Consider the following 21,838-nt stretch of genomic DNA (forward strand, 5'->3'; position numbering starts at 1 on the left):
CAGACAAAACAACTTTTTGCCTGCCGGATATCCACCCTTCCGGATACCCGGAAAAAGCGGAACAGCCACAGCCCCGCCAGCGTTAAAAAGAAGAAAAAGACAGGGGGACTTATTCCCCCTGCTGCTTCAGCGTTTCCCGGATATCCTGGAGAGCGGCGATGAAATCATCCAGAATTTCCGCGGGAACCATGATCCGGTCCCGGTTGGAACTCACCTTTTCCGTAATACGCACCACTTTGCCGCGCGCATTCTGTTTGAGATCAAGAAAGAACGTCTTGCGTTCCGCAATGATTTTTTCTGTACAAATAATATCGTCCTCCACGGCTGTAATCTTCCTCCGGTTGAATGAGGATTTCAGGATAGAGTTTCCTTTCAAGCGGGTCAATGATTTATTTGCAGGGGAGTGTGCCCCGGAACCTCCGGGCGGGGATAGCCGGAGCGGCATTGCCCGTGCCGCACGCCATCCTCCGTCAACCCGGAAAAAACTCCAAAGAATTAACAGCAACGGCTTAAACCTCCGCTTCCGGACGGACTCCAGCAAATAAAGAACGCCGGGAAAAACACATGAACCCGGTGCTCCATACCCGCCAGGCATTCCCGGAAAATTTGCGGAATCCGGCCCGGTTTCTCTTTTTCTTCCGGAAAACCGTCAAGTTTCCCATTGATTTTCCCCGGATTGGGCAGAGGACGGTTCCCTCCCTTCAGCATAAGATGGCCGTAAGGTATTGTACAAAAACACCAGCACCAAACGGCTTTCAGCTCCTTTGGAGGCGCCGTTCATCAGCATTCTGCGCGCCATCTGGCCTGCTCCGTCTTGTAGAGCTTGTACGTGACGGCGTCCGCCAGGGCTTCCAGGCTGGCCTCAATGATGTTGTAGGAGACGCCCACCGTGGTCCAGGTGGCGACGCCGTCCGAGGATTCAATGAGCACGCGCACATTGGAGCCGGTGCCGTTTTCCTCCGCCGCGTCCGGAATGTTCGTCCGGGTGGGGGAGAGCACGCGCACCTTGTAGTCAATCAGGTGCATCTGCTCCAGTTCCGGATACCAGCGCGTCAGGGCGCGGCGCAGGGCGCGGTCCAGCGCATGCACGGGGCCGAAGCCGCCGGCGGCGGTGTGCTCCACGTTGCCGTGGACGTCCAGCTTGAGGGAGGCTTCCACCATCATGTCCGGGTCCATTTCATGGCGGGAGGTAAGCACCACGGTGCGCAGGATGTTGAAGTACGGCTTCAGCGCGCTGTCCGGCATGTGCCGCAGGAAGAGCAGTTCCGCGCTGGCCGGAGCGGCCACGTAGTCATACCCCAGCGCGGCGTTTTTTTTCACGGCGGCGGAGAGCACGTCCAGAAGCGGGTCCCCTTTTTCCAATTCAAAGCCCAGGGTGCGGGACAGGGAAAGAATATTGCTTTTACCCCCCTGCTCCGTCATCAGCACGCGCTGGGCGTTCCCCACCAGGGAGGGGTCAATGTGCTCGTACAGGGCGGAGTCCTTCATGATGGCGCTCACATGCACGCCCCCCTTGTGGGCGAAGGCGGCGTTCCCCACGAAGGGCTGCCGCCGGAAGGGGGCCAGGTTGGACACTTCCGAAACGAAGGCGGCGGTGGATTTGAGCCGCGTCAGGGAGGCGTCACTGAGGCAGGAAAAGCCCTCCATCTTCAACTGAAGGTTGGGAATGACGGAACACAGGTTGGCGTTTCCGCAGCGTTCCCCGATGCCGTTCACGGTGCCCTGCACCTGGACGGCCCCGCTGTTCACGGCGGCCAGGCTGTTGGCGACGGCCAGTTCGCAGTCATTGTGGGCGTGGATGCCCAGGGGAGCATGCGGCAGGCGCTCCCGGACCGTCCGGATGATGGCGCCGATTTCCTCCGGCATGGTGCCTCCGTTGGTATCACACAGGACCAGGCAGTCCGCCCCGTGCTCATGGGCGGCGCGGAGCACGGCCAGGGCGTATTCCGGGTCCCGCTTGAACCCGTCAAAAAAATGTTCCGCGTCAAAAAAAGCTTCTTCCAGATTCCTTTTAAGGTAGGCAATGGAATTGCCGATGATTTCCAGATTCCGCTCCCGGGAGATGCCCAGCGCCACTTCCACATGGCGGGGGCAGGATTTGCCGAAGATGGCGGCCACCCGCGCGCCGCTGGAAACCAGGGCGTTCAGCGTGGGGTCCGTCTCCGGAGTGTTGGAAGGATGGTGCGTGCTGCCGAAGGCGGCCAGCTTGGCATTCCTGAGTTCCACGTTCCTCATGGCCTTGAAAAATTCCGTCTCCACCGGGTTGGCGCCGGGCCAGCCGCCCTCAATATAGTCCATGCCCAGATAATCCAGCTGCCGGGCGATGCGGACCTTGTCCGTCGCGCTCAAATTGACGTCTTCACTCTGTGCGCCGTCGCGCAGCGTGGTATCGTAGAGAAAGATTTTGGTGGACATCGCCTTTGTTCATACATGCAAATACGGTTCCGTTCAAGACCGGGGCCCGGTTTTTCCCCGGATGCAGACACGAAAAGCATGAAGCTTGAAGGAGTGCGGCCCTTCCGTTAGGATAGCCGCCATGCGGTCTCTGCGGCATTATTTTCTTCTCCTGGTCCTTTTTCTTTCCTGCTCCCTGCCCTCCCCGGCGGATTCCTCCGGCCACCCCTTTCTGGACAATTCCCGCCCTATCCGCTGGAGCCTTCTGACGCCTGACCGGCTGGAACCGGATATCCGGGAAGCCATGCGCCTCACGCAAGCAGCCCTAGACCGGATCAGCCGTCTCCAGCCGGAAGAGATGACGTATGAAAATACCTTCCGGGCGCTGGAAAACAGCAATGCCCCCTTGTTGGAAGGCATGCGCAAGGCCTACGTCCTGAAAAGCCTGTGCGACAGCGGGGAACTCCGCAAGACCATGGATTCCACCGCTCCCCGCGTTTCCGCCTTCCTTTCCTCCGTCACCAAGAACCAGGCCCTCTGGAATGTGCTGAAAACAGCGGAATCCCGGCTGCGGGCGGCAAACCTGAATCCTGAACAAAAACGGTACATGGAGCTCACCATGCAGAGTTTCCGGGACAACGGGGCGGACCTTCCCCCGGACCAGCGTGCGCGGCTTGAAGCTATTGACCGGGAACTTGCCCTCGCTACACAGCGTTTCAATAATTTGTACATGGACGCGCGGAAAGCGTGGTCATGGACGGTGCAGGACGCCTCCCTGCTGGAAGGGATAAGCCGGGCAGCTCTTCAACAGGCGCAGGATGAGTTTAAAAGACGGAATCCCGGCCACTCCGGCCCCGGCTGGACCTTTACCCTGGATTCCGCAACGGCGGCCCGTGTGATGGAGAAGGCGCGCCGTGAGGAATGCCGGAAGGAGCTGTGGGAGCATCTCCAGACCGTCGCCACGGGGGCCTGTGACACGGAGCCGGTCATCCGCGGCATTCTTGCCCTGCGCGCTGAAAAGGCTCATTTGTGCGGGTATGGAACGTATCCGGCCTACGCCCTGCGGGAGAGCATGGCGGGAAACGGAGAGAACGCCATGAAGTTTATCAATGAACTGCTGGACAAGGTGAAAGCCCCTTTTTTCCGTGAAATGGAAAATCTGCGCCAGCTCAAGGGGCGCCTCACGGGCCGGAAAAACGCCCGCCTGCATCCCTGGGACGTGGCGTATTACGCCAGTCTTCAGGCAAAGGAACAGTTCCGGCTGGACCCGGAGGAACTGCGCCGCTACTTCCCCCTCCCCCGTGTCATGAACGGCCTGTTTTCCCTGGCGGAACAGTTGTACGGCATCCGGGTGGCGGAGGTTCCCGCCGGGAAGGGCTCCGGAGCCGTGGAGCTCTGGAATCCGGACGTCCGTTTCTTCACTATTGACGATGAAAAGGGCAACCGCCTGGGTTCCTTTTACCTGGATCTCTTTTCCCGCGGCAATAAAAGGGCCGGAGCGTGGATGAACGCCCTGGATACGGGAAGCCCGGCCACGCAGGAGAGCCCGGGCAAGCCCCGCCTGGGCATGGTCTGCCTCAATATCCAGCCTCCCGCTGGAGATGCCGAGCCTCTTCTTTCCCATCAGGAAGCCAGGATTTTGTTCCATGAATTCGGCCATTTGCTGCACCTGATGTTCACCAGGGTTTCCATCCCCTCCCTGGCCGGCACCAGCGTGCCGAGGGATTTTGTGGAAGTCCCCTCCCAGTTCATGGAGAACTGGTGCTGGCATCCGGACGTGCTGAAAAACTTCGCGCGCCATGAAAAAACGGGGCTCCCCATTCCGGAGGAGATGCTGCGCGCCCTGGAGGCTTCCCGCGGCAACACGCCCGCCATCAGCCTGGCGGGACAGCTCCTGTACGCTAAAACGGACCTGGCCGTGCATCTGGAGCCGGAACGCTTCACCTCCGGCCCCCTCGACGACGTGGACGCCGCCGTAGCCGGAGACATGGATTATTTCAAGGATTTCAAACGTACCGGCAAGCTGCGCACGGCCCGTCATTTGTTTTCCTCCCCCGCGGGCTATGCCTCCTTTTATTTTGCGTACCGCTGGGCGGAGGTGCTGGACAAGGACATTTTTGAAGCCTTTGAACGCGCGGGAGGGCCGGACAGGAAAACCGCGGAAAAATTCCGGAAAGCCATTCTGGAAAAGGGCTATACCGTTCCGCCCATGCAGCAATTCATGGAGTTCATGGGCAGAAAACCGTCCATGGAAGCCATGCTCCGCAAAAGGAGGCTGTCCACCTGACCGCAGGTACGCGGGCGGCAGGAGAGCGGCTTCCGGGGCAGGCAGATTCCATAGTCAACATATTATACATTTGTTCAATTAAATTATCCGTTCAATATGCACATGTTACGGATATTTCACGGATAGCAGAACACATCTTTGCGTTGACTTTATGAGAAAAAGAAGCAAAATTCGCCTGCTCTGCCGCATCTTCCGGCACCAGTTGCAACCAACCGCATTTCATTTATGTACAACAAGCCTTTGACGATTGCCGCCACAACCCTGCTCCTGTGCTCTCCGGTGATGATTTTAACGTCCTGTGAAGGAAAAAAGGACGCCGCAGGCCAGATGCCGTCGCTCGTTCCCGAAGTGCAGGTAACCAAGCTGGTGACCAGGGACGTTCCCATCAGGCAGGAATGGGTGGGCACCCTGCGCGGTACGGAAGATGCTGAAATCCGCTCCCAGGTGACGGGATACCTTCTTTCCAAGGATTACAAGGACGGCGCCTACGTCAAGAAAGGCCAGGTGCTTTTCCAGATTGACCCCCGCCCGTTCCAGGCAACGCTGGACCAGGCCCAGGGGCGCCTGGAGCAGTATGAAGCCACGCTGAAGAAGTACAAGCTGGACGTGGACCGCTACACGCCGCTGGTGAAGACCGGCTCCGTCAGCCGCAAGCAGCTGGATGACGCCCTGCAGCAGGTTCAGGAGACGGAAGCCGCCATCGCCACGGCGAAGGCCCAGGTGGATGAAGCGAAAATCAATCTTAAATTCACCACCATCACGGCCCCCATTTCCGGCCTGGCGGGCCTGGCTACCCCTTCCATCGGCAACCTGCTGACGCCCTCCAGCCCCAATCCGCTGACCACCATTTCCGCCATTGACCCCATCCGCGTGGACTTCTCCGTGAGTGAACAGGACTTCCTGAACTCCATGGACAGCAACCTGACCAAGCAGAAGCACCTCAAGTTTGACGTGATCCTGGCCAACGGCACGGAATTCCCCATGCAGGGCGAACCCGTAGCCATTGACAGAAACGTGGACGCCCAGACCGGCACGATCAACATCGTGGGGCACATCCCCAACCCGAACCTGACGCTGCGGCCCGGCATGTTCGTCCGCGTCCGCGCCACGGTGAAGACCCTGGAAAACGCCACGCTGGTGCCCCCGCGCGCCATCCTGGCCGCCCAGAGCGCCAAGTTCATCATTTACCTGGATGACAAGAATATTCCCCACATGCAGGTGGTGAACCTCGGCCCCGTCGTTGACGGCATGCAGGTGATCAACGTCATTCCCATGCCTCACTCCACCTTCACGAAGGACAGCCCCATCGTAGTGGAGGGAATCATGCAGGCGGCCAAGCTCCAGGGACAGGACCCCGTGAAGCCCCTGCCCTACAAGCCCGTAGTCTCCCAGCCCGTCATGCCTTCCGTAGGGGCCCAGTCCTTTGAAAAGGCCAGGACGCCCGAAGGCATGAAGCATGACGAAGCCCAGCCGGCCGCCAAATAACCGCCTCTCTCCGGGGAAACCCGTACTTCTTCCCCGCCCTTCCCGCGCACTTTCATGATTTAACGCCATGTCCAGCTTCTTCATCAAACACCCGACCATCGCCATCGTCATCTCGATCGTGATGATCCTGCTCGGCGGCCTGTCCCTCATGGGGCTCCCCATTGAGCAGTACCCGAACATCGTCCCGCCCACCATCAAGATGCAGGCGACCTACCCGGGCGCCAACGCGGAGACGGTGGCCAACTCCGTAGCCTCGCCCATTGAGCAGTCCATTTCCGGCGTCGTAGGGATGGACTACATGACTTCCACCAACGCCAATAACGGCATCTGCTCCCTGAGCATCGTCTTTGAAGTGGGTACGGACCCCAACATGGACCAGACGCTGGCCTACATGCGCTACGGGCAGGCCACCGCTCAGATTCCCGCGGAAGTCTCCCAGATGGGCATCACCATCACCCAGTCCACGGGCAGCCCGCTGGCCGTGATCAACCTGTATTCCCCGGATGACAGCCTGAACGCCATCTTCCTGAGCAACTATGCGTACGTGAGCCTGGTGGACCCCGTGAAGCGCGTTCCCGGCGTGGGCGACGTGCAGGTGTTCGGCGCGGGACGCTACGCCATGCGCATCTGGCTGGACACCACCAAGATGGCCGCCCAGAACATCTCCGTGGGAGAAGTCCAGTCCGCCATCCGGGCGCAGAATACCGTGATTCCCGGCGGCCAGATCGGCGCGGAACCGGCCCCTCCCGGAACGGAATTCACGTACAGCATCCAGACCAAGGGCCGTCTCCAGACTGCGGAGGAATTCGGCAACATCATCATCCGTGCGGACGGGAACAAGCTCCTTTACCTGAAAGACATCGCCAAGGTGGAACTGGGTTCCCAGACCTACAACGTATCCAGTAAATACAACGGCAGGGATTCAGGCGCCATCGCCGTGTACGCGGCCCCCGGCTCCAACGCCATCAATACGGTGGACGCCCTGGTCAAGCTTTTTGAAGACCGCGCCCGCAGCTTCCCCGCCGGGATGGAGTACAACGTGACGCTGGACACCACGCTGGCCGTGCGCGCCTCCATTGAGGAAATTGAGCACACGCTGGTGGAAGCCCTCCTGCTGGTGGTGCTGGTGGTGTTCGTCTTCCTCCAGGGCTGGCGCGCCACGCTGATTCCGGCCATTGCCGTGCCGGTCTCCATCATCGCCACCTTCGCGCTGTTCCCGCTCCTGGGCTTCACCCTGAATACCATCTGTTTGATGGGCATGGTGCTGGCCATCGGCCTGGTGGTGGATGACGCCATCGTGGTGGTGGAAGCTGTGGAATCCCACATGGAACGCGGGCTGACTCCGCGCCAGGCGGCCTTCGCCGCCATGGAGGAAGTGTCCGGCCCCGTCATCGCTATCGCCCTGGTGCTGGCGGCGGTGTTCCTTCCCTCCCTGCTGCTGCCGGGCATTACGGGCACGCTGTTCCAGCAGTTTGCCGTGACCATCGCCATTTCCATGCTGATTTCCGCGTTCAACGCGCTAACGCTTTCCCCGGCCCTCTCCGCCATCCTGCTCAAGCCCAAGGACCCGAACAAGGGCGGCCCGCTGAAATTCTTCTACCGCATTTTCAACCGCGGTTATGACGCCACGGCCAGCGGCTACACCAAGGTGTGCCACTTCCTGACCCGCAAGCTCATCATCTCCATTCCCCTGCTGGCCCTGATCGCGTACGCCATCCTGCCCGTAGCCAAGCAGATTCCCAACGGCTTCCTGCCGGACGAAGACCAGGGTTACCTGTTCTCCGCCCTGATCATGCCGGAAGCCCGCTCCCTCCAGCTGACGACGGCCGCCGCGGACAAGGTGTCCAACCTCATCCGCCAGAACCCGAACGTGAAGGACGTGATCGCCATTTCCGGCTTCAGCCTGCTGACCGGGGTGCAGAGCACGAACAACGCCTTCTTCTTCGTCATGCTGAAGCCGTGGGAGGAACGCCCCAACCCTGACCAGAGCGCCAAGGCGGTCACCGCCCAGCTCAACGCCCTGCTGAGCACCAAGGTTCCGGAAGGCATCACCATGTGCTTCCAGCCCCCGGCCATTGCAGGGGTGGGCTCCGCCAACGGCGTCACCTTCATGCTGGAAGACCGCGACGGCAAGGGCACGGAATACCTGGCGGAACAAACGGACATCTTTGTCAAGGAAGCAAGCAAGCTCCCGATATTCGACCCGCAGAAGAACGGCGGCGTGCGCAGCGTGATGTCCTTTGCCGTGGAGCAGAAGGACGTGCGGCTGGATGAAGAAAAGTGCGCCACGCTGGGCGTCAGCATCAGTGAGGCCAACAGCCTGCTCCAGGCCTACATGGGCTCCCTGTTCATCAACTACATCACCCTGTACGGCCAGCAATGGCAGGTGTACATCCAGGCGCAGGGCAGCGACCGCACCGGAACGGACATGCTCAAGAACTTCTATGTGAAGAACGACTCGGGCAGCTCCGTCCCCCTCTCCACCCTCGTGAAGATCACGGACATCAAGGGTCCGGAATTCCTGCTGCGCCAGAACCTGTACAACTCCTCCAAGCTCATGGTGACCCCGGCCCAGGGCTACTCCAACTCCCAGGCCATGGAAGCGCTGGAACAGACCTTTGAGGCCAGCATGCCCACGGACATGGGCTACAGCTACGCGGACATGAGCTACCAGGAACAGAAGATCCAGAACGGCATCGGCATCGTGCAGATCTTCCTGCTTTCCTCCATCTTCGTCTTCCTGATCCTGGCGGCCCTGTATGAACGGTGGTCCCTGCCGCTCAGTATCTTCATGACGGTTCCCATTGCGGCCCTGGGGGCGTTCCTGGGCTTGTACTGGTTCGGTTATGAACTGAACCTGTACGCTCAGATCGGCCTGGTGATGCTCATCGGCCTGGCGGCCAAGAACGCCATTCTGATCGTGGAATTCGCCGTCATTGAAATGGAACGCGGCAAGACGCTGATGGAAGCTACGCTTTCCGCAGCCAGAATCCGTCTGCGCCCCATTCTGATGACCTCCTTCGCCTTCATCCTGGGCTGCGTTCCGCTGGCCCTGGCCTCCGGTTCCGGCGCCTATTCCCGCAATATCATCGGAATCGTGGTGATTGCCGGGATGACCATGGCGACGGTCGTGGGCGTCTTCCTGATTCCGTGCTCCTTCTACTTCATCATGAAGCTATTCCGCGTCCGCATCGCCCGGAAGACCGTGGAAACGGAAGATCCGGATGAAATCATTGCCCGCAAGCACCTGTTCCATGAGGCCCACGAATCCCTGAAAGGATAAAAACAGCCCTGAAACCATTTAAAAACAGACAAAACGCCATTATGCGACCGAATCAATACATCACGCGCGCCATTCTGCTGGGGACGGCCATCACGGCTTCCTCCTGCATGATGGGCCCCGACTTCAAGCCGGTGGACATGCCCATGCCCACGGCCTTCAGAGGAGCCCCCGCGGCTACGGAGTCCATTGCAGACCTGCCCTGGTGGAAAGTCTTCAAGAACAAGGACCTCCAGGACCTCCTGACAGATACCTACAACAACAACCGCGACCTGAAGGCCACCATGGCCCGCGTGGAAAAGGCCCGCCAGTACATCACCATTACGGAAGCCCCGCTCTTCCCGTGGGCGGATTATTCCGGCTCCCTGAGCAAGGGGGCCAATTACACCAACGGCAACGTCATCCAGACCGGCGGCAATACGCTGACGCCCGGCACGATTGACGGCGGCATCTCCTGGGAACTGGACATCTGGGGCAAGACGCGCCGGATGACGGAAGCGGCCCGTGCGGATTACCTGGCTTCCGAAGAGGGACAGCGCGCCCTCATGCTTTCCCTCCTGCGCCAGGTGGCGGATTCCTACCTTCAGCTTCTCCAGCTGGACGAGCAGCTTGCCATCGTGCAAAAATCCGTGGAATCCTATTCCGAATCCCTCCGTCTGTTTGACGAACAGCTGGAAGGCCAGGTTGGGGACAGGCTCCAGGTAGCTTCCGCCAAGGCGGCACTCTCCTCCTCCCAGGCGCAGATTCCCGCCATCCAGGCACAGATTGCCAACCTGGAAAACACCGTTTCCGTCCTGGCCGGGCGTACTCCCGGCCATATCCGCCGTTCCGGCAGCCTGCGGGACATTGCCTATAACATCCAGGTTCCCGCCGGCATTCCCGCCTACATCCTGTCCAGAAGGCCGGACGTGCGCCAGAAGGAATACCAGTTGCGCGCAGCCAATGCGGAAGTGGGCGTAGCCATTGCCAACTACTTCCCCACCATCTCCCTGACGGCGGCGGGCGGCCTCGCCTCCGCGGACCTGAGCCACGTGCAGGGACGCCGCAGCGGCTGGGGTATCGGAGCCAACCTGACCGGGCCCCTCTTCCAGGCGGGCAGGCTGACGGCCTCCGAGAAGGCGGCCAAGGCCGAATTCCTGGCTGCCAGCAATGATTATGAGCAGACGGTGCTGAACGCCCTGGCGGAAGTCTCCAGCACGCTGATCCAGCGGGCCAAGCTCCGCGTGATCACGTCCACCCAGTCCGAAGCCGTGGAGGCCTACCATACGGCCGTGACGCTCTCCTTTGAACGCTACCGCACCGGTCTGTCCAACTACATTGAAGTGCTGTACGCCCAGCAGAACCTGTACCCGGCACAGATCCAGCTCTCCCAGTACTATTACCAGCACGCCAGCACGCTGGTTTCCCTGTACACGGCCCTGGGCGGCGGCTGGAACATGAGTCACAAGGCTATCATGGACGGCCCGCCCAAGCGATAAAAAACCCTCCCCTTTCAAATCGGGAGTTTCCTTGATTGTTTTTTTCATTCCCCGGCAAGTACAGCTTGCCGGGGAATTTGCTTTCCGGTGAAGCGGGAAACGGACGGCCTTCAATCCAATCCCAGGCCACCCGCTTCTCCTGTCCCGGCAGAAGGGATTCATGAGCCTGGGACAGAAGTCTCAATGGATTATCCTCTTACCTGAGCCGCTTCATGGCTTGGGAAACATGGCGCCTCTGCCCGGCTTCTCTTTTCCCTTTCCCTGCTCCGGATTCCAGAGGCCGGAAGCAATTTTGGAGTTGATTCCAATCCAATTCATTCACCATCAAAATTCCGGGGAAGAATTCCGCCGTGTTTTTCAGGAATTAATTATCTCTGATTTTTCTATTCCATCATTACCAACAAGCCAATGCTGTTCCTACATTTACGACTGATTTTCAACGCCCTGCCGGATTCCTAATCCGCCAACAATTAAAAATATTAACGGTAAATGCATTGTTTATCATAAAATATTGATTTTCATCAGGATTTCAAAGAACTGGTCTTTTCATAACCATTCATTTTACTATGACTCTCTAGCATTTATCCATGTTTGCACGGAGTGGCGTTACAAGCGGATTAGGAATTCGATAAAAAAACGAATGTTCTCTTGCGGGAGAATATTTCCCTAACCTGCTACAGCAATCAATATGAAGACCAAATACCTGTCCCTCCTGCTCGCCGTACTGGGAGGCGGCCTGTCCTCCGGGGCTTCCATCAACGGCCTGGATCCAGTTTATTCAAAGGATTACACCATCTATGACGGGAGCAACGGAGATACGCTGAACGTTTCCTCCCCCACTACGGTGCCCGTGCATACCGGCAGCGGAGCCACCCCATGGACGATGGCGCTGACCGTTTCCAACCTGTCCGTCACTCCGGGAACGGATACAGGCCTGCTGTTTACCTATAATACCACCTCCAATTACAAGAATCTGGAAGGGATAGGCTTTCAGCTCACAGATTCCGGAGACCTCACCCTGTGCGCGGGAGGCTTTAACTATAATGGGGGGACTGCCGCCTCCTCCCCCTGGAAAACGCAGACGCTTTCCGGTTATTCCTCTGACCAGCCCCTCACCCTGTTTTATACTTACAATGACGGAAATGTCACCATTTCCGCCATGCTGGGCAATGATACCTCCACCCTGACCACCCTTGCCTCCCTCAGCGGCTCCGGCGTCAAATTCGGCAGCGTCTCCATGAACCAGATCAATTTCTCCGCCAAGGACGCTTCCGGAAGCACCTGGAGCGTCCCGGACAGCGTCACGGGGAAATATACCCTGGACAACTTTGACCTGTATATGGGGGCGTTGACAGAAGACCAGATGAAAGAGTATGCCCTGAGCGCCGTTCCGGAACCGGCCGCCGCCTCTCTCGGGATGCTGGGCCTGGGCATGCTGATGATCCGCCGCCGCAGGGCCTAGCCCCTTCCCGTCCACGGCCATCCCGCCCCATTCAGGGATGGCCGTTTTCATTTGCCCTTTTTCAAACATCCGTTTACTTTTCTTTATTTGCCTTCATGAAAACCAGGCTTCCTCTCTCCCTGCTTGCCTTCCTGCTGGCGGCCATCCCCTCCGCCACCGCCGCTCCCGCCGGAACGGACCTGGGAAACGTCATGTACGTGGGGGATTCCATCACCCACGGCGTTAATGGCGGCTCCTACCGTTGGGCCCTTCACAAGATATTTGCGGACAACGGCATTTCCTACAACGCGGAAGGCGTGAAAACCGGAAATTATTCCGGAGGAGTTACACCCGGAACGTCCTATGGCGGACAGTCCTTCAATAACGAACATTCTTCCCAGGCGAGCGCAAGAGCCTGGGAAATATCCGGCAGGAAAAACGGGAGCAGGTTTGACGGTTCCAACATCTCCAACTGGCTGGGGCTTTCAGATACCAAGGCAAACGGAGCCACCTACCAGGGCCAGACCTTCACGGGAACAGCCGCTCCGGATACTTTCTTCCTGATGATCGGCACCAATGATCTCCTGTCCGACGGGAACAACGCCACCCTGGGCGACCGTCTTGATTCAGTGACCCAGAACCTTCTGGAGGACATGGACGCCATCGTGGACACCATGCACGCCTCCAACAGCAGCGCGAACGTGATCGTTCTCACCATTCCCTGCTGGACCCAGCATTCCAACGGTAATTCGGACGCCACCCACCGGGCGGTGGAGGCTTACAATTCCTCCCTGAATTCCTGGGGACAGTCCAAACCGGGCGTCACGGTCATTGACGTCAACAAGGGCATCATTGACGTGGCCTCCTCCACGCCGTTCTACGGCGTGCGGTCCATGTTCAACAATCCCACAGCGGACGGACTCCATCCCAACGCCCAGGGAGACCTGCTCATGGCGGGCAACATCGCCAAAGCCCTGGGCTATGCGGGCCGCTCCGCCGGACAGGTGCGCCGGGACGCCGGGGAAATGGCCGTCAATTTCCACCAGGGTGGAGAAACGCCCGCATGGTCCGGAGTGCAGGACCTGGCAAATGCGGGGTTTTCCGCCTCCAACGTTGCCGTGAGCGCGGAAGGCATCAGCCTGGGCCAGGCGGGGATAAGCTCCATTTCCCGGACATGGACGGAGGGGACGAGTCTGAAAAACGGCTTTACCTTTGATTTCAAACTGGTTCTGGGGGATGGTGGATCAAACGGCTGGAATATCACGGACCAGTTCAGCGTGAGCCTGGGGAACGGCTCCTTTTACGGCACGCTCAACATTAATGAGGCCTATATCAAATGGGGGGATACCATCCTGTATTCCCTGGACATGTCCGCCAATACGGAAAACCTGCGCCTGGCGTACGTCACGGGTAATGAACAGGAAGGCTTGAAAGGCGGCTATTACGTCTGGCTGGGGGATATGCTGATCGGGGAAGCGCTTTCCGTCACTTCCGGTTCCGGCTGCAACGGCGTCATCATCCAATATGACGGCCGCGGCAACGCCATTCTGAAGGACCTGTCCATGGACGGAACGGGGTCGTATGCCCCAACCACTTCCGGGCTGGTCAATGAAAACAACGCCTTTGTTTCCGCCGGAGCGGATGCCGGGGGCTCCTCGAGCACTCCGGAAGGCAATATCGCCTGGCCGGAAACGGGCTTCACCCATACTGCCGCCAACCAGAACTGTTCCGGCGCCTTCAATGCGCGCGCCGCGGCGGATTCCTCCGCCGGTACCGCCGGAAACTCCGTGGGCGTTACCATCGCCTCCGGAAACGCCGCGTATATTTATGCCAACAGCGGCAATTATACGGGAGACGTCTGGCTGACCATCGCCCATGAAGGGCAGGCTTCCTCCTGGTACGCGGCCCATGGAGCCTCCGGCACGCTTGACGGAAATGCCGGCCTTCGCTTCACGGATACCGCCTCAGGCGGGGGCACCGTCTTCGGCGCCGTGAACAGCGGCAGCGTTACGGGAAACGTCTATCTGGAATTCTCCGCGGAAAACGCCGCCTTCGGCACCTTCACCAGCACGAATGCCTCCTCCGTGGTAGGTTCCTATGCCACGGACATCATGGGGAATGTGGATATTGTGGTTAACTCCGGCACCTTCTCCAGCCAGATCATGGGCGGTATCTACACCAATGCGCAAAATGCCACCACAACCATTGGCGGGGCCACCAGCGTTTACATTAACGGAGGGACCGTCAGCGGGGACGTGGTGGGCGGCGGCCTGGCAGGAGCCATTTCCGGCGGCTCCAACGCCACCGTTACAGGCGGCGTCATCAGCGGTTCCGTTTACGGCGCAGGCAAGGGAGGCGCCATCTTGCAGGGAAGCAATGTGCGCGTTACGGGCGGTACGGTCAGGGGGAACATTTACGCCGGGGGGTCCGGCGGGAGCGTGCAGGGGGATACGTCCGTCACCGTGTCAGGAAACTCCGCCACGCTCCGCAACGGGGACGCCTGGGGAAGCATTTCCGGAGGCGGTTCCGGCGGTACGGTTACGGGAAACTCCGTCGTGCACATCCAGGATCTTTCTTCCGGCACCTCCGCGTACGGTTTTGACAAGTATGCCGGAACCATCAGCGGCGGCACGAATGTGAGCGGTACCAGAACCCTGGTGCTGGACCACGTGACCGTAGGGCATTTCCAGGCCTCCCTGGCTGATTTCACGCATGTCTCCGTGGTCAACCATACCAATACCGCGCTGGATTCCCTGGGCGGAGCGCTCACCGTGACCATGGAGGCCGGAAGCAGCCTGGTCGTAAACGGAGTTTCCGGCCTGACCACGCTCATCCTGGGGGAACATGCCTCCCTGACGCTTCAGGGGCTTACCGCGGACATGGTCATCGTGGACATCACGGGAACCAGCAACTACACGCTTTCCCTGACGGAAATTCCCGCCAATCCGGACAACATTAAATTCCTGAATGACGGCGTTCTGTATGATGCGGTCATGTCCACGGACCCCCAAGCCAATTCCGCCATGGTCTTCGCCCAGGTTCCGGAACCGGGCAGCGCCTCCCTGGGACTGGCCGGGCTGGCCTTCCTCCTGTGGCGGCGGCGCAGAAAAATGTTCCATTAACGGCCCTTTGTTTTCTTCAGGCCCTGATGGAAAAAAGAAGCCCCCGCGGCACAACGCCCGCGGGGGCTTCCCATTGATCGTTATGTCCGGCCTGGAAGAGGGGTATTGCGGCCCTCTCCGGTGCTCCATGGACGGAGCCCCTCAGGACTCCCTGTTTTTAAACAATTCCAGCGCAAGCTGGGACCAGGTTTCCAGCTTGTCAAACAGCTCCCCGGACAACTCCTCCGGCGCCGCAAAGCGGAGATTGGCCAGCGCGGCTTCATTCGCGCGCACCCGGTCCGTATCCAGCTCAAACAGGTGGACGATGCCCAGATGCACGGCGCCCACGTCATTGGAATCATCATTAATCACGCCAAGCACCCGCTGGGTGCAGCCACCGTCAATGACCAGTTCCTCCCGGATTTCACGCTCCACTCCGGCCAGGTAGGTTGAAACGTCGTCATGGCCGGACTGGCGGTCTACCGGATTGATATGGCCGCCGATGCCGATGGAGCCCTTGTCATGCAGGCGGGCCTCCCCGCCGGAGCCGCCGCGCGTGTAATGCAGAATGCGGCCCTGGTGGCAGAAAATGGCGTAGGCGATGATCTGCTTGTGGGAAGAGTCGTTTTCCGCCGCTTCCCGGTCCATGAAGGAGGACACTCCCGGCTTCATGAATGCATTCAGATACTTTTCTCCGCCTTCCCGGTAGCCCTGGAAATACCCTGCCTCCTCAAAGGCGGCGCGGGGGACCACCAGAACCTGTTCTCCATGGTAACGTGACATGGAAGTACCCTACCCGTTTTGCCCCCGCGCTCAATAAAAAAGGCGCGGAAACGGCAAATTTGCGGCCGTTCCGGAGCGGCCATGAACGGCTTTCCACCTCAGGAAATATCCCGTACTTCCACGCCGTGGTTTCGGAACCTGCTCAGGATGCTTGCCAGCTCCTCCTTGCTCATGAGCTGAATCGGCAGCCACAGCACCAGCTTTTTCCCAAACAGGAACAGCAGGGCGTGGCGCGTCCTGCACAGGGTGGTGAAGCGGTCATAGGGAATGTTCATGGGCTCAACGCCCTTGCTGGAAAAAGTCATGTAATCCTCGTGAAAAACGTAATCCTTCTCCTGGTGGTACATGGGCACCTTCTTGTTGGCGGCCAGAGCGGCCTTCGCCAGGAAGGGGACGTAGAACCAGGACAGGATGATCGCCATCAGCGCCCCGGCAAGGGAGAGCCATGCAAAGATGGGCAGCGGACGCAGGGAAAAGGAGTACAGCGTCATCAGTACAAAGAAGGCGGTAATGGATAAATCCAGGGGCTTCTTCCACTTGGGGCGCACCGTATTGTACCACATCACCAGCACCTGGGTGGCCAGGCGGTCGGACGGAACGGGCTTGACGAGTTTGATGACCTCTGAATCCTGCATCATGGCGGCAGGGTAGCTTCATTCCCGCGGAAGAGAAAGCCTAAAAACAGGCCGTTCCGCCACGTTTGCGGCAAAACGGCCACGCCTGGAAGGGCCTTCCCCCATTTTCCCCGCCCCAATTCTCCGGGAAAGCGTCCTTCCCCGTCCGCAGACCAGAATTTCCTTGATAATCAGGGCTCCCTTCATAGAATTAAAAGCCAAAAGCCTTTAGCAGATCCGGTGGCAGACAATCTTCAAATTCACGTACGCACGTTCCAGCCCTCAACCACTCAGGAACAGGCTCTGGAAACCTTGACGGATTCCATGGCGGAAGTCCTTGACGAACGCCAGCTAAGGCATATCAAGAATGCCGTCCTCCTGCGCGAGGAAACGCAAACCACCTACCTGGACCACGGTCTGGCCGTACCCCACGGACGCACCAGCGCCCTGGATTCCATGCAGGTTACCGTGGGCCTCAGCCCGGAAGGCATCCTCTGGCCGGACGATGCCCGCCACGCCCACCTCATCGTCATGCTGGGCGTTCCCACCGCCATGGTGACCGGCTACCTGACCACCATGCAGAAGCTGCTGCGGTGGCATAAAAACGCTCCTCTGGGCCCCAACGGGGAATGGACGGGAGATGAAGCCAGCCTGCTGGCGTCCCTTCAACAAGCCCTGCAATGACGGATAAGAAGAACGAGCCTGCGGCAAAAACGCACATCTCCTGGTCATGGCTCCGCATGGCGCTGAGCCTGCGTGAAAAAGTCAAGCTGGGAGACAAGCAGGTCATCTTCATCTGGGCGGTCGTCGTAGGCGCGCTGGGCGCACTGACGGCCCTTGTCTTTGAATGGGGGGTGGAGCTGGTCCAGGACCTCCTGACGGGCCGTACCAGCTACAAGCAAATCCAGGTCTTTCAGGAAATGGCCAGGCAGGACTGGGCCTGGTGCATCTTCGTCCCGGCGGCGGGCGGCCTGCTGGCCGGCCTCACCCTTCTCTTCACGCACCGCTTCGTCCCGGCCAAGGCCACGGAATACATGGAAGCCGTGGCACTGGGCAATGGCTATGTGCCCCCCAAGCCCAGCCTGCTGCGCTCCCTGTCCGCCGTTTTCTCCGTAGGCTCCGGCGCCTCCATCGGCCGGGAAGGCCCTCTGGTGCAGGCCGCCGCCGTGGTGGGGTCCGCCCTGGGTCGCTTCTTCCATCTCTCCGCGCCGCGCCTGCGCCTGGTCGTAGCCTGCGCCGCGGCTTCCGGCATGTCCTCCGCCTTCCACACGCCCCTGGCCGGCGGCCTGTTCGTGAGTGAAATCGTATTGGGCGCGCTGACCATTGACTTCCTGGCGCCCCTGCTGGTGGCCAGCTGCGCGGGGTACTTTACGATGGGGCTGTTCCATGAACCGGCCCCCATCTACCAGCTCCAGCAGGAGGTTTCCCTGACGGGCAACCAGCATGTGCTCTGGTGCGTGCTGCTGGGCGCGCTGGCCTCCCTGGTAGCCAGTTTCTGGCTCCTGATCCTTAAAAAATCCCGCCAGTACCTGAACGGGAAACGCCAGTGGCTGCCCGTGCGCCTGATGGCCGCAGGCATGCTGGTGGGCGTCATCGCCATCTTCTACCCGGAAATCGTGGGCAACGGTAAAAACATCATCACCTCCCTCATTCATTATGAATTTGACGCCACGAGGGCGGGCATCCTGCTGTTCCTGAAAATCTTCACCGTCGCCATCGTCTTCGGCGTGGGTACGGTGGGGGGCGCGCTGACGCCCAGCCTCACCATCGGCAGCGTGTGCGGCTTCCTGTTCAGCGCGGCGCTCACCCAGCTGGGCGTGCCGGGAGACCATGCCATCGCCTATTCCCTGGTGGGCATGGCCGCCTTCTTCACCACGGCGGCCAACGCCCCCATCACCTCCCTGGTGCTGGTGGTGGAATTCACCATGGCAGGGCACATGATGTTCCCCCTGATCATCGGCGTTCTGGTCTCCTACGGCATGGCGAGGCTGACCAGGGCCCAGTCCATGTACCATGACTCCCTGGCCTTTGGCCCCAGAAGCACCTTTGACAAGCCCCTGGCCCAGGTGCAGCTTCAGGACGTGGCCCGCAAGGACCCGCCCGTGGTCCATCCCCTGGACAAATTCGGCACCATCGCCTCCATGCTCATTAAAAACCCGGCCCAGCCCATCTTTGTCACTTCCCCCGCAGGCAAATACCTGGGCAGCGTAGTGGCGGAGGACGTGGCGGCCTTTGCCCGCAACAAGGAGCTGGCCCAGGCCGTCCTGGCCATGGACGTGCTGCGCAGCGACATGCCCACCCTGCCCGCGGACATGCACCTTCCGGAAGCCCTGGGCATCTTCTCCCGCCCCCACTGCGCGGAGTCCCTGGCGCTGGTGAACCCGAACAACGACCTGCTTCTGGGCGTCGTCAACAAGACGGACCTTTACCTGGTGCTCTCCGAAATCATGCGGCGGGAGAAACTGCAATAGGAACGGCGTTTTTTCCGGACCACATCCTGTTCCGGAAAAAACTTGTAAGGAGCGCTGCAGACCTCTCCGGCATTATCCTGCCCGGCACCCCGGCGGCGGCAGGTCCTCCCTTCCCGGAGACACGGGGCCGCTTAAAAACGCAATTTTTGCATCCTCTTTTTTCACAACAGGGGTCAGGTTAAAAATAACAACAAACTTGCATTTTTGACCTCATCCGGTACGCTTCCGGCATTATGAGCCGTACGCTGAGAATAGAATACCCCGGAGCGGTCTATCACGTGCAGAGCGAAGGCAACCGCGGAGACGCCATTTACCTGGATGACGAGGACCGGGAAATCTTTCTGCGCACTTTTCATGAGGCGGCCCGCAGAAGCGGCTGGACCGTGTATGCCTATGCGCTGATGGCCAACCATTACCATATTCTTTTCCAGACGGCCCGCGCCAATCTGGTGGACGGCATGAAATGGCTCCAGACTGCCTACACGCAGCGCTTCAATGCGCGCCACCGCATGCGCGGCCACCTGTTCGCAGGCAGATACCACGCCATGGTGGTGGAAGCGGAGAACGCCCACTATTTTTCCACCATCATTGATTACATTCACCTGAATCCGGCACGGTCCGGACTGGCACGGCGTCACACGTTCCTTTCCGGATGCAAGTGGACCAGCCTCCCGGCGTGGCTGGATGCGCCCGCAAAAAGGCCCAAGTGGATTCACCCGGAGCGCGGCCTGGTGTGCTTTGGCTGTGACGATACGGATGACGGGCGCCAGAAGTACCTCAACCACCTGATGGGCCGCTTTGAGGCGGAGCGCATGGATGAACGCTCCCTGCTCCCTGCGGGGCACGTGGGCCCGGGCACCGTACAGCGGGGCTGGTGCTACGGCTCCAGCGCCTTCCGCGCCAGGCTGGTGGGGGAACTGCCCCGGCTGGCGCGCAGAAAGCCCGTTACTACGGGCATGCGCGCCTCGGAAATAGGGGAATACCAGGCGGAAATCATTGTGAAAAACGGCCTGAAGGCATTCGGCCTGTCAGAGGAGGACTTGCTTGTCACGCCCTACAGCCATTCCTCCAAGCTCATCATTGCCCTGGCGGTCCGGCAAAGCACGCTGGTTCCGTACGCATGGATCAGCAACCGCCTGCACATGGGCATTCCCAAATCCATGGGAACCCTGCTCCACCGGGCCAAGAAGATGGCGGAAACGGACCTGAAAACGCGGGCATGGATTGAACGCCTGACAGCCTGATTTTTCCCTGCGGGAGTATCCAAAGAGACCTTTCCCATCCGCCACGCAGAAAAATCCGGAGAACGGATACCATTCATCCGCCTCCGGATATCCTTCCGTGCAGGGTAAATGCTGCCGGAGCGGACGGGATCATGCCCTACGCCGGCGCACCATCATAACAGCCAGCCCAAGCAACCCCATGGATGCCGCAGCCGGTTCCGGAACAACTGAAAACGCCATGGCCGCAACTCCGGCCTTCTGCCCCCCGATGCGGAAATCAAGAGTATCCGACGTCGCCTCCCCCGTCCATTTGACCAGGGTCAGCTTGCCGTTGGAGAAGGAAGGAGTGGATGAAAAGCCGGTCCCACCCGCTGCCGCATATTCAAAGAAGCCGGTTCCTCCCGTCACGGTAGTGGCCCCCGGAGCCACGGCGGCACTGGAAATAAACATGTAAAACGTTACCGTATCGCCCACGGTCAGGCCCCCCAATTGAATGGAGGACGTAGTGGAGCCTCCGGCGCCGGGAGCCATGTAAGATGATAGTGCGCCGTAATCAAAAGAACCGAGGGTATTGACCAGATCCTCCATCGCCGCCTTGTTCTGGTAATAGGCGTAATAACCAGGGTCATCCTCCCCGGGAGTTACGGCGGCAAGCGTCGTGTTAAAGAAATTCCCGGCGCTTTTAACGATTTTAAGCGTGTAGGGAGTATCGCCGCCGGAGGCGTCCACCAGGGAGAGAACAGCCGCAGCATTGGAAGTGTACTGGTTCATGCCGTCCCTTCCCTCGCCATCCCTGTATACATCCACAAAAACGGATGCCGCCTGGGCAATGGAAAAAGCCCCTCCGATCATAAGCAGAAATAATGTTTTCTTCATGGTTTTTGACTATTCTGACAATGAAAGCCAGTTTAAGGATTTTGAATCCGGAAAATCACGCAAGACGCAGAAAACATAATGCTTATAAAAAATACCCCGTCCATTCGTCACAGGCGAATTCCGTCTCTGGCACAACGGCATTTCCTGATAACGTTTTCTTTTTCATTTATTCTTTGTTGACACCGGATTCAAAATCCGCCTCCAGAGAAAAACAAGCCGGATTTACAGATATGGCCTCCGGTTTCCTCCTCCCGGAAAACGTTGTGCAAACAAACCTCAATCACCAACAGGGGTCAGTTTACAAATTACAACACGTAAAGATATTTTCTATTTTCTTGCTGACCCCTTATGCTTTCCAGGGAAAAAAATGATTGCCAGTGCGCGCCGTGGAATGATAAACGAAGG

General features: G+C 59.3%; 15 protein-coding genes. 10 read left to right on the plus strand and 5 right to left on the minus strand.

Translation table 11 applies throughout. The annotated features are described in order from the left end of the window. Window positions 1-109: 109 nt before the first annotated feature. Both CXU21_RS10080 and cimA read right to left on the minus strand, forming a co-directional pair. A complete protein-coding gene (locus CXU21_RS10080) occupies window positions 110-376 on the minus strand; it encodes an RNA-binding protein (RefSeq protein WP_257997388.1) in 267 nt (88 codons plus the stop codon). 404 nt (window positions 377-780) lie between these two features. Continuing rightward, entirely contained in the window at window positions 781-2,415 is a 1,635-nt protein-coding gene (gene cimA / locus CXU21_RS10085) for a citramalate synthase (RefSeq protein WP_102725947.1), read from the minus strand. Window positions 2,416-2,536: 121 nt separating this feature from the next. Here cimA and CXU21_RS10090 point away from each other — a divergent pair, with 121 nt between their 5' ends. The 6 genes from CXU21_RS10090 to CXU21_RS10115 all read left to right on the plus strand — a co-directional run bounded on the left by CXU21_RS10090 (window position 2,537) and on the right by CXU21_RS10115 (window position 15,487). Beyond that, on the plus strand, window positions 2,537-4,681 hold the full coding sequence (locus CXU21_RS10090) for a M3 family metallopeptidase (RefSeq protein ID WP_102725948.1): 2,145 nt from the start codon (window positions 2,537-2,539) through the stop codon (window positions 4,679-4,681). 225 nt (window positions 4,682-4,906) lie between these two features. Then, window positions 4,907-6,166 (plus strand): efflux RND transporter periplasmic adaptor subunit, encoded by a 1,260-nt coding sequence (locus CXU21_RS10095; protein WP_102725949.1) that lies wholly within the window; start codon window positions 4,907-4,909, stop codon window positions 6,164-6,166. 67 nt (window positions 6,167-6,233) lie between these two features. After that, window positions 6,234-9,449 carry an efflux RND transporter permease subunit gene (locus tag CXU21_RS10100; RefSeq protein ID WP_102725950.1) on the plus strand — a complete coding sequence of 1,072 codons (3,216 nt, stop codon included), beginning with the start codon at window positions 6,234-6,236 and terminating at the stop codon, window positions 9,447-9,449. Window positions 9,450-9,490: 41 nt separating this feature from the next. Then, the gene (locus CXU21_RS10105; RefSeq protein WP_102715713.1) at window positions 9,491-10,924 is read left to right on the plus strand and encodes an efflux transporter outer membrane subunit; all 1,434 of its coding nucleotides are present in this window, start codon (window positions 9,491-9,493) and stop codon (window positions 10,922-10,924) included. Window positions 10,925-11,612: 688 nt separating this feature from the next. Then, a complete protein-coding gene (locus CXU21_RS10110) occupies window positions 11,613-12,386 on the plus strand; it encodes a hypothetical protein (protein ID WP_102725951.1) in 774 nt (257 codons plus the stop codon). Window positions 12,387-12,481: 95 nt separating this feature from the next. Next, window positions 12,482-15,487 carry a GDSL-type esterase/lipase family protein gene (locus CXU21_RS10115; protein WP_102725952.1) on the plus strand — a complete coding sequence of 1,002 codons (3,006 nt, stop codon included), beginning with the start codon at window positions 12,482-12,484 and terminating at the stop codon, window positions 15,485-15,487. A gap of 141 nt (window positions 15,488-15,628) precedes the next feature. Here CXU21_RS10115 and CXU21_RS10120 read toward each other — a convergent pair whose 3' ends face one another. Next, entirely contained in the window at window positions 15,629-16,249 is a 621-nt protein-coding gene (locus CXU21_RS10120; protein WP_102725953.1) for a hypothetical protein, read from the minus strand. A 98-nt stretch (window positions 16,250-16,347) separates the two neighbouring features. Next, window positions 16,348-16,887, minus strand: a complete 540-nt coding sequence (locus CXU21_RS10125; RefSeq protein ID WP_102725954.1) for a YcxB family protein — start codon at window positions 16,885-16,887, stop codon at window positions 16,348-16,350. 216 nt (window positions 16,888-17,103) lie between these two features. On the opposite strand from CXU21_RS10125, the gene CXU21_RS10130 reads away from it, so the two are divergent. The 3 genes from CXU21_RS10130 (at window position 17,104) to CXU21_RS10140 (ending at window position 20,578) form a co-directional block, all read left to right on the plus strand. Beyond that, complete coding sequence (locus CXU21_RS10130) at window positions 17,104-17,547, plus strand: PTS sugar transporter subunit IIA (protein WP_180972531.1); 444 nt, start codon at window positions 17,104-17,106, stop codon at window positions 17,545-17,547. After that, window positions 17,544-19,334 (plus strand): chloride channel protein, encoded by a 1,791-nt coding sequence (locus tag CXU21_RS10135; protein ID WP_102715697.1) that lies wholly within the window; start codon window positions 17,544-17,546, stop codon window positions 19,332-19,334. The genes CXU21_RS10130 and CXU21_RS10135 overlap by 4 nt, the downstream gene beginning before the upstream one ends. A 233-nt stretch (window positions 19,335-19,567) precedes the next feature. Beyond that, window positions 19,568-20,578 carry a transposase gene (locus CXU21_RS10140; RefSeq protein ID WP_102715693.1) on the plus strand — a complete coding sequence of 337 codons (1,011 nt, stop codon included), beginning with the start codon at window positions 19,568-19,570 and terminating at the stop codon, window positions 20,576-20,578. A gap of 129 nt (window positions 20,579-20,707) precedes the next feature. Here CXU21_RS10140 and CXU21_RS10145 read toward each other — a convergent pair whose 3' ends face one another. Then, complete coding sequence (locus CXU21_RS10145; RefSeq protein WP_102725956.1) at window positions 20,708-21,433, minus strand: hypothetical protein; 726 nt, start codon at window positions 21,431-21,433, stop codon at window positions 20,708-20,710. 20 nt (window positions 21,434-21,453) lie between these two features. On the opposite strand from CXU21_RS10145, the gene CXU21_RS12225 reads away from it, so the two are divergent. Continuing rightward, window positions 21,454-21,804 (plus strand): hypothetical protein, encoded by a 351-nt coding sequence (locus CXU21_RS12225; RefSeq protein ID WP_146017052.1) that lies wholly within the window; start codon window positions 21,454-21,456, stop codon window positions 21,802-21,804. The last annotated feature ends 34 nt before the right edge of the window (window positions 21,805-21,838 follow it).

This window comes from Akkermansia muciniphila, from assembly GCF_002884975.1.
Classification (GTDB): Bacteria; Verrucomicrobiota; Verrucomicrobiia; order Verrucomicrobiales; family Akkermansiaceae; genus Akkermansia; species Akkermansia muciniphila_C.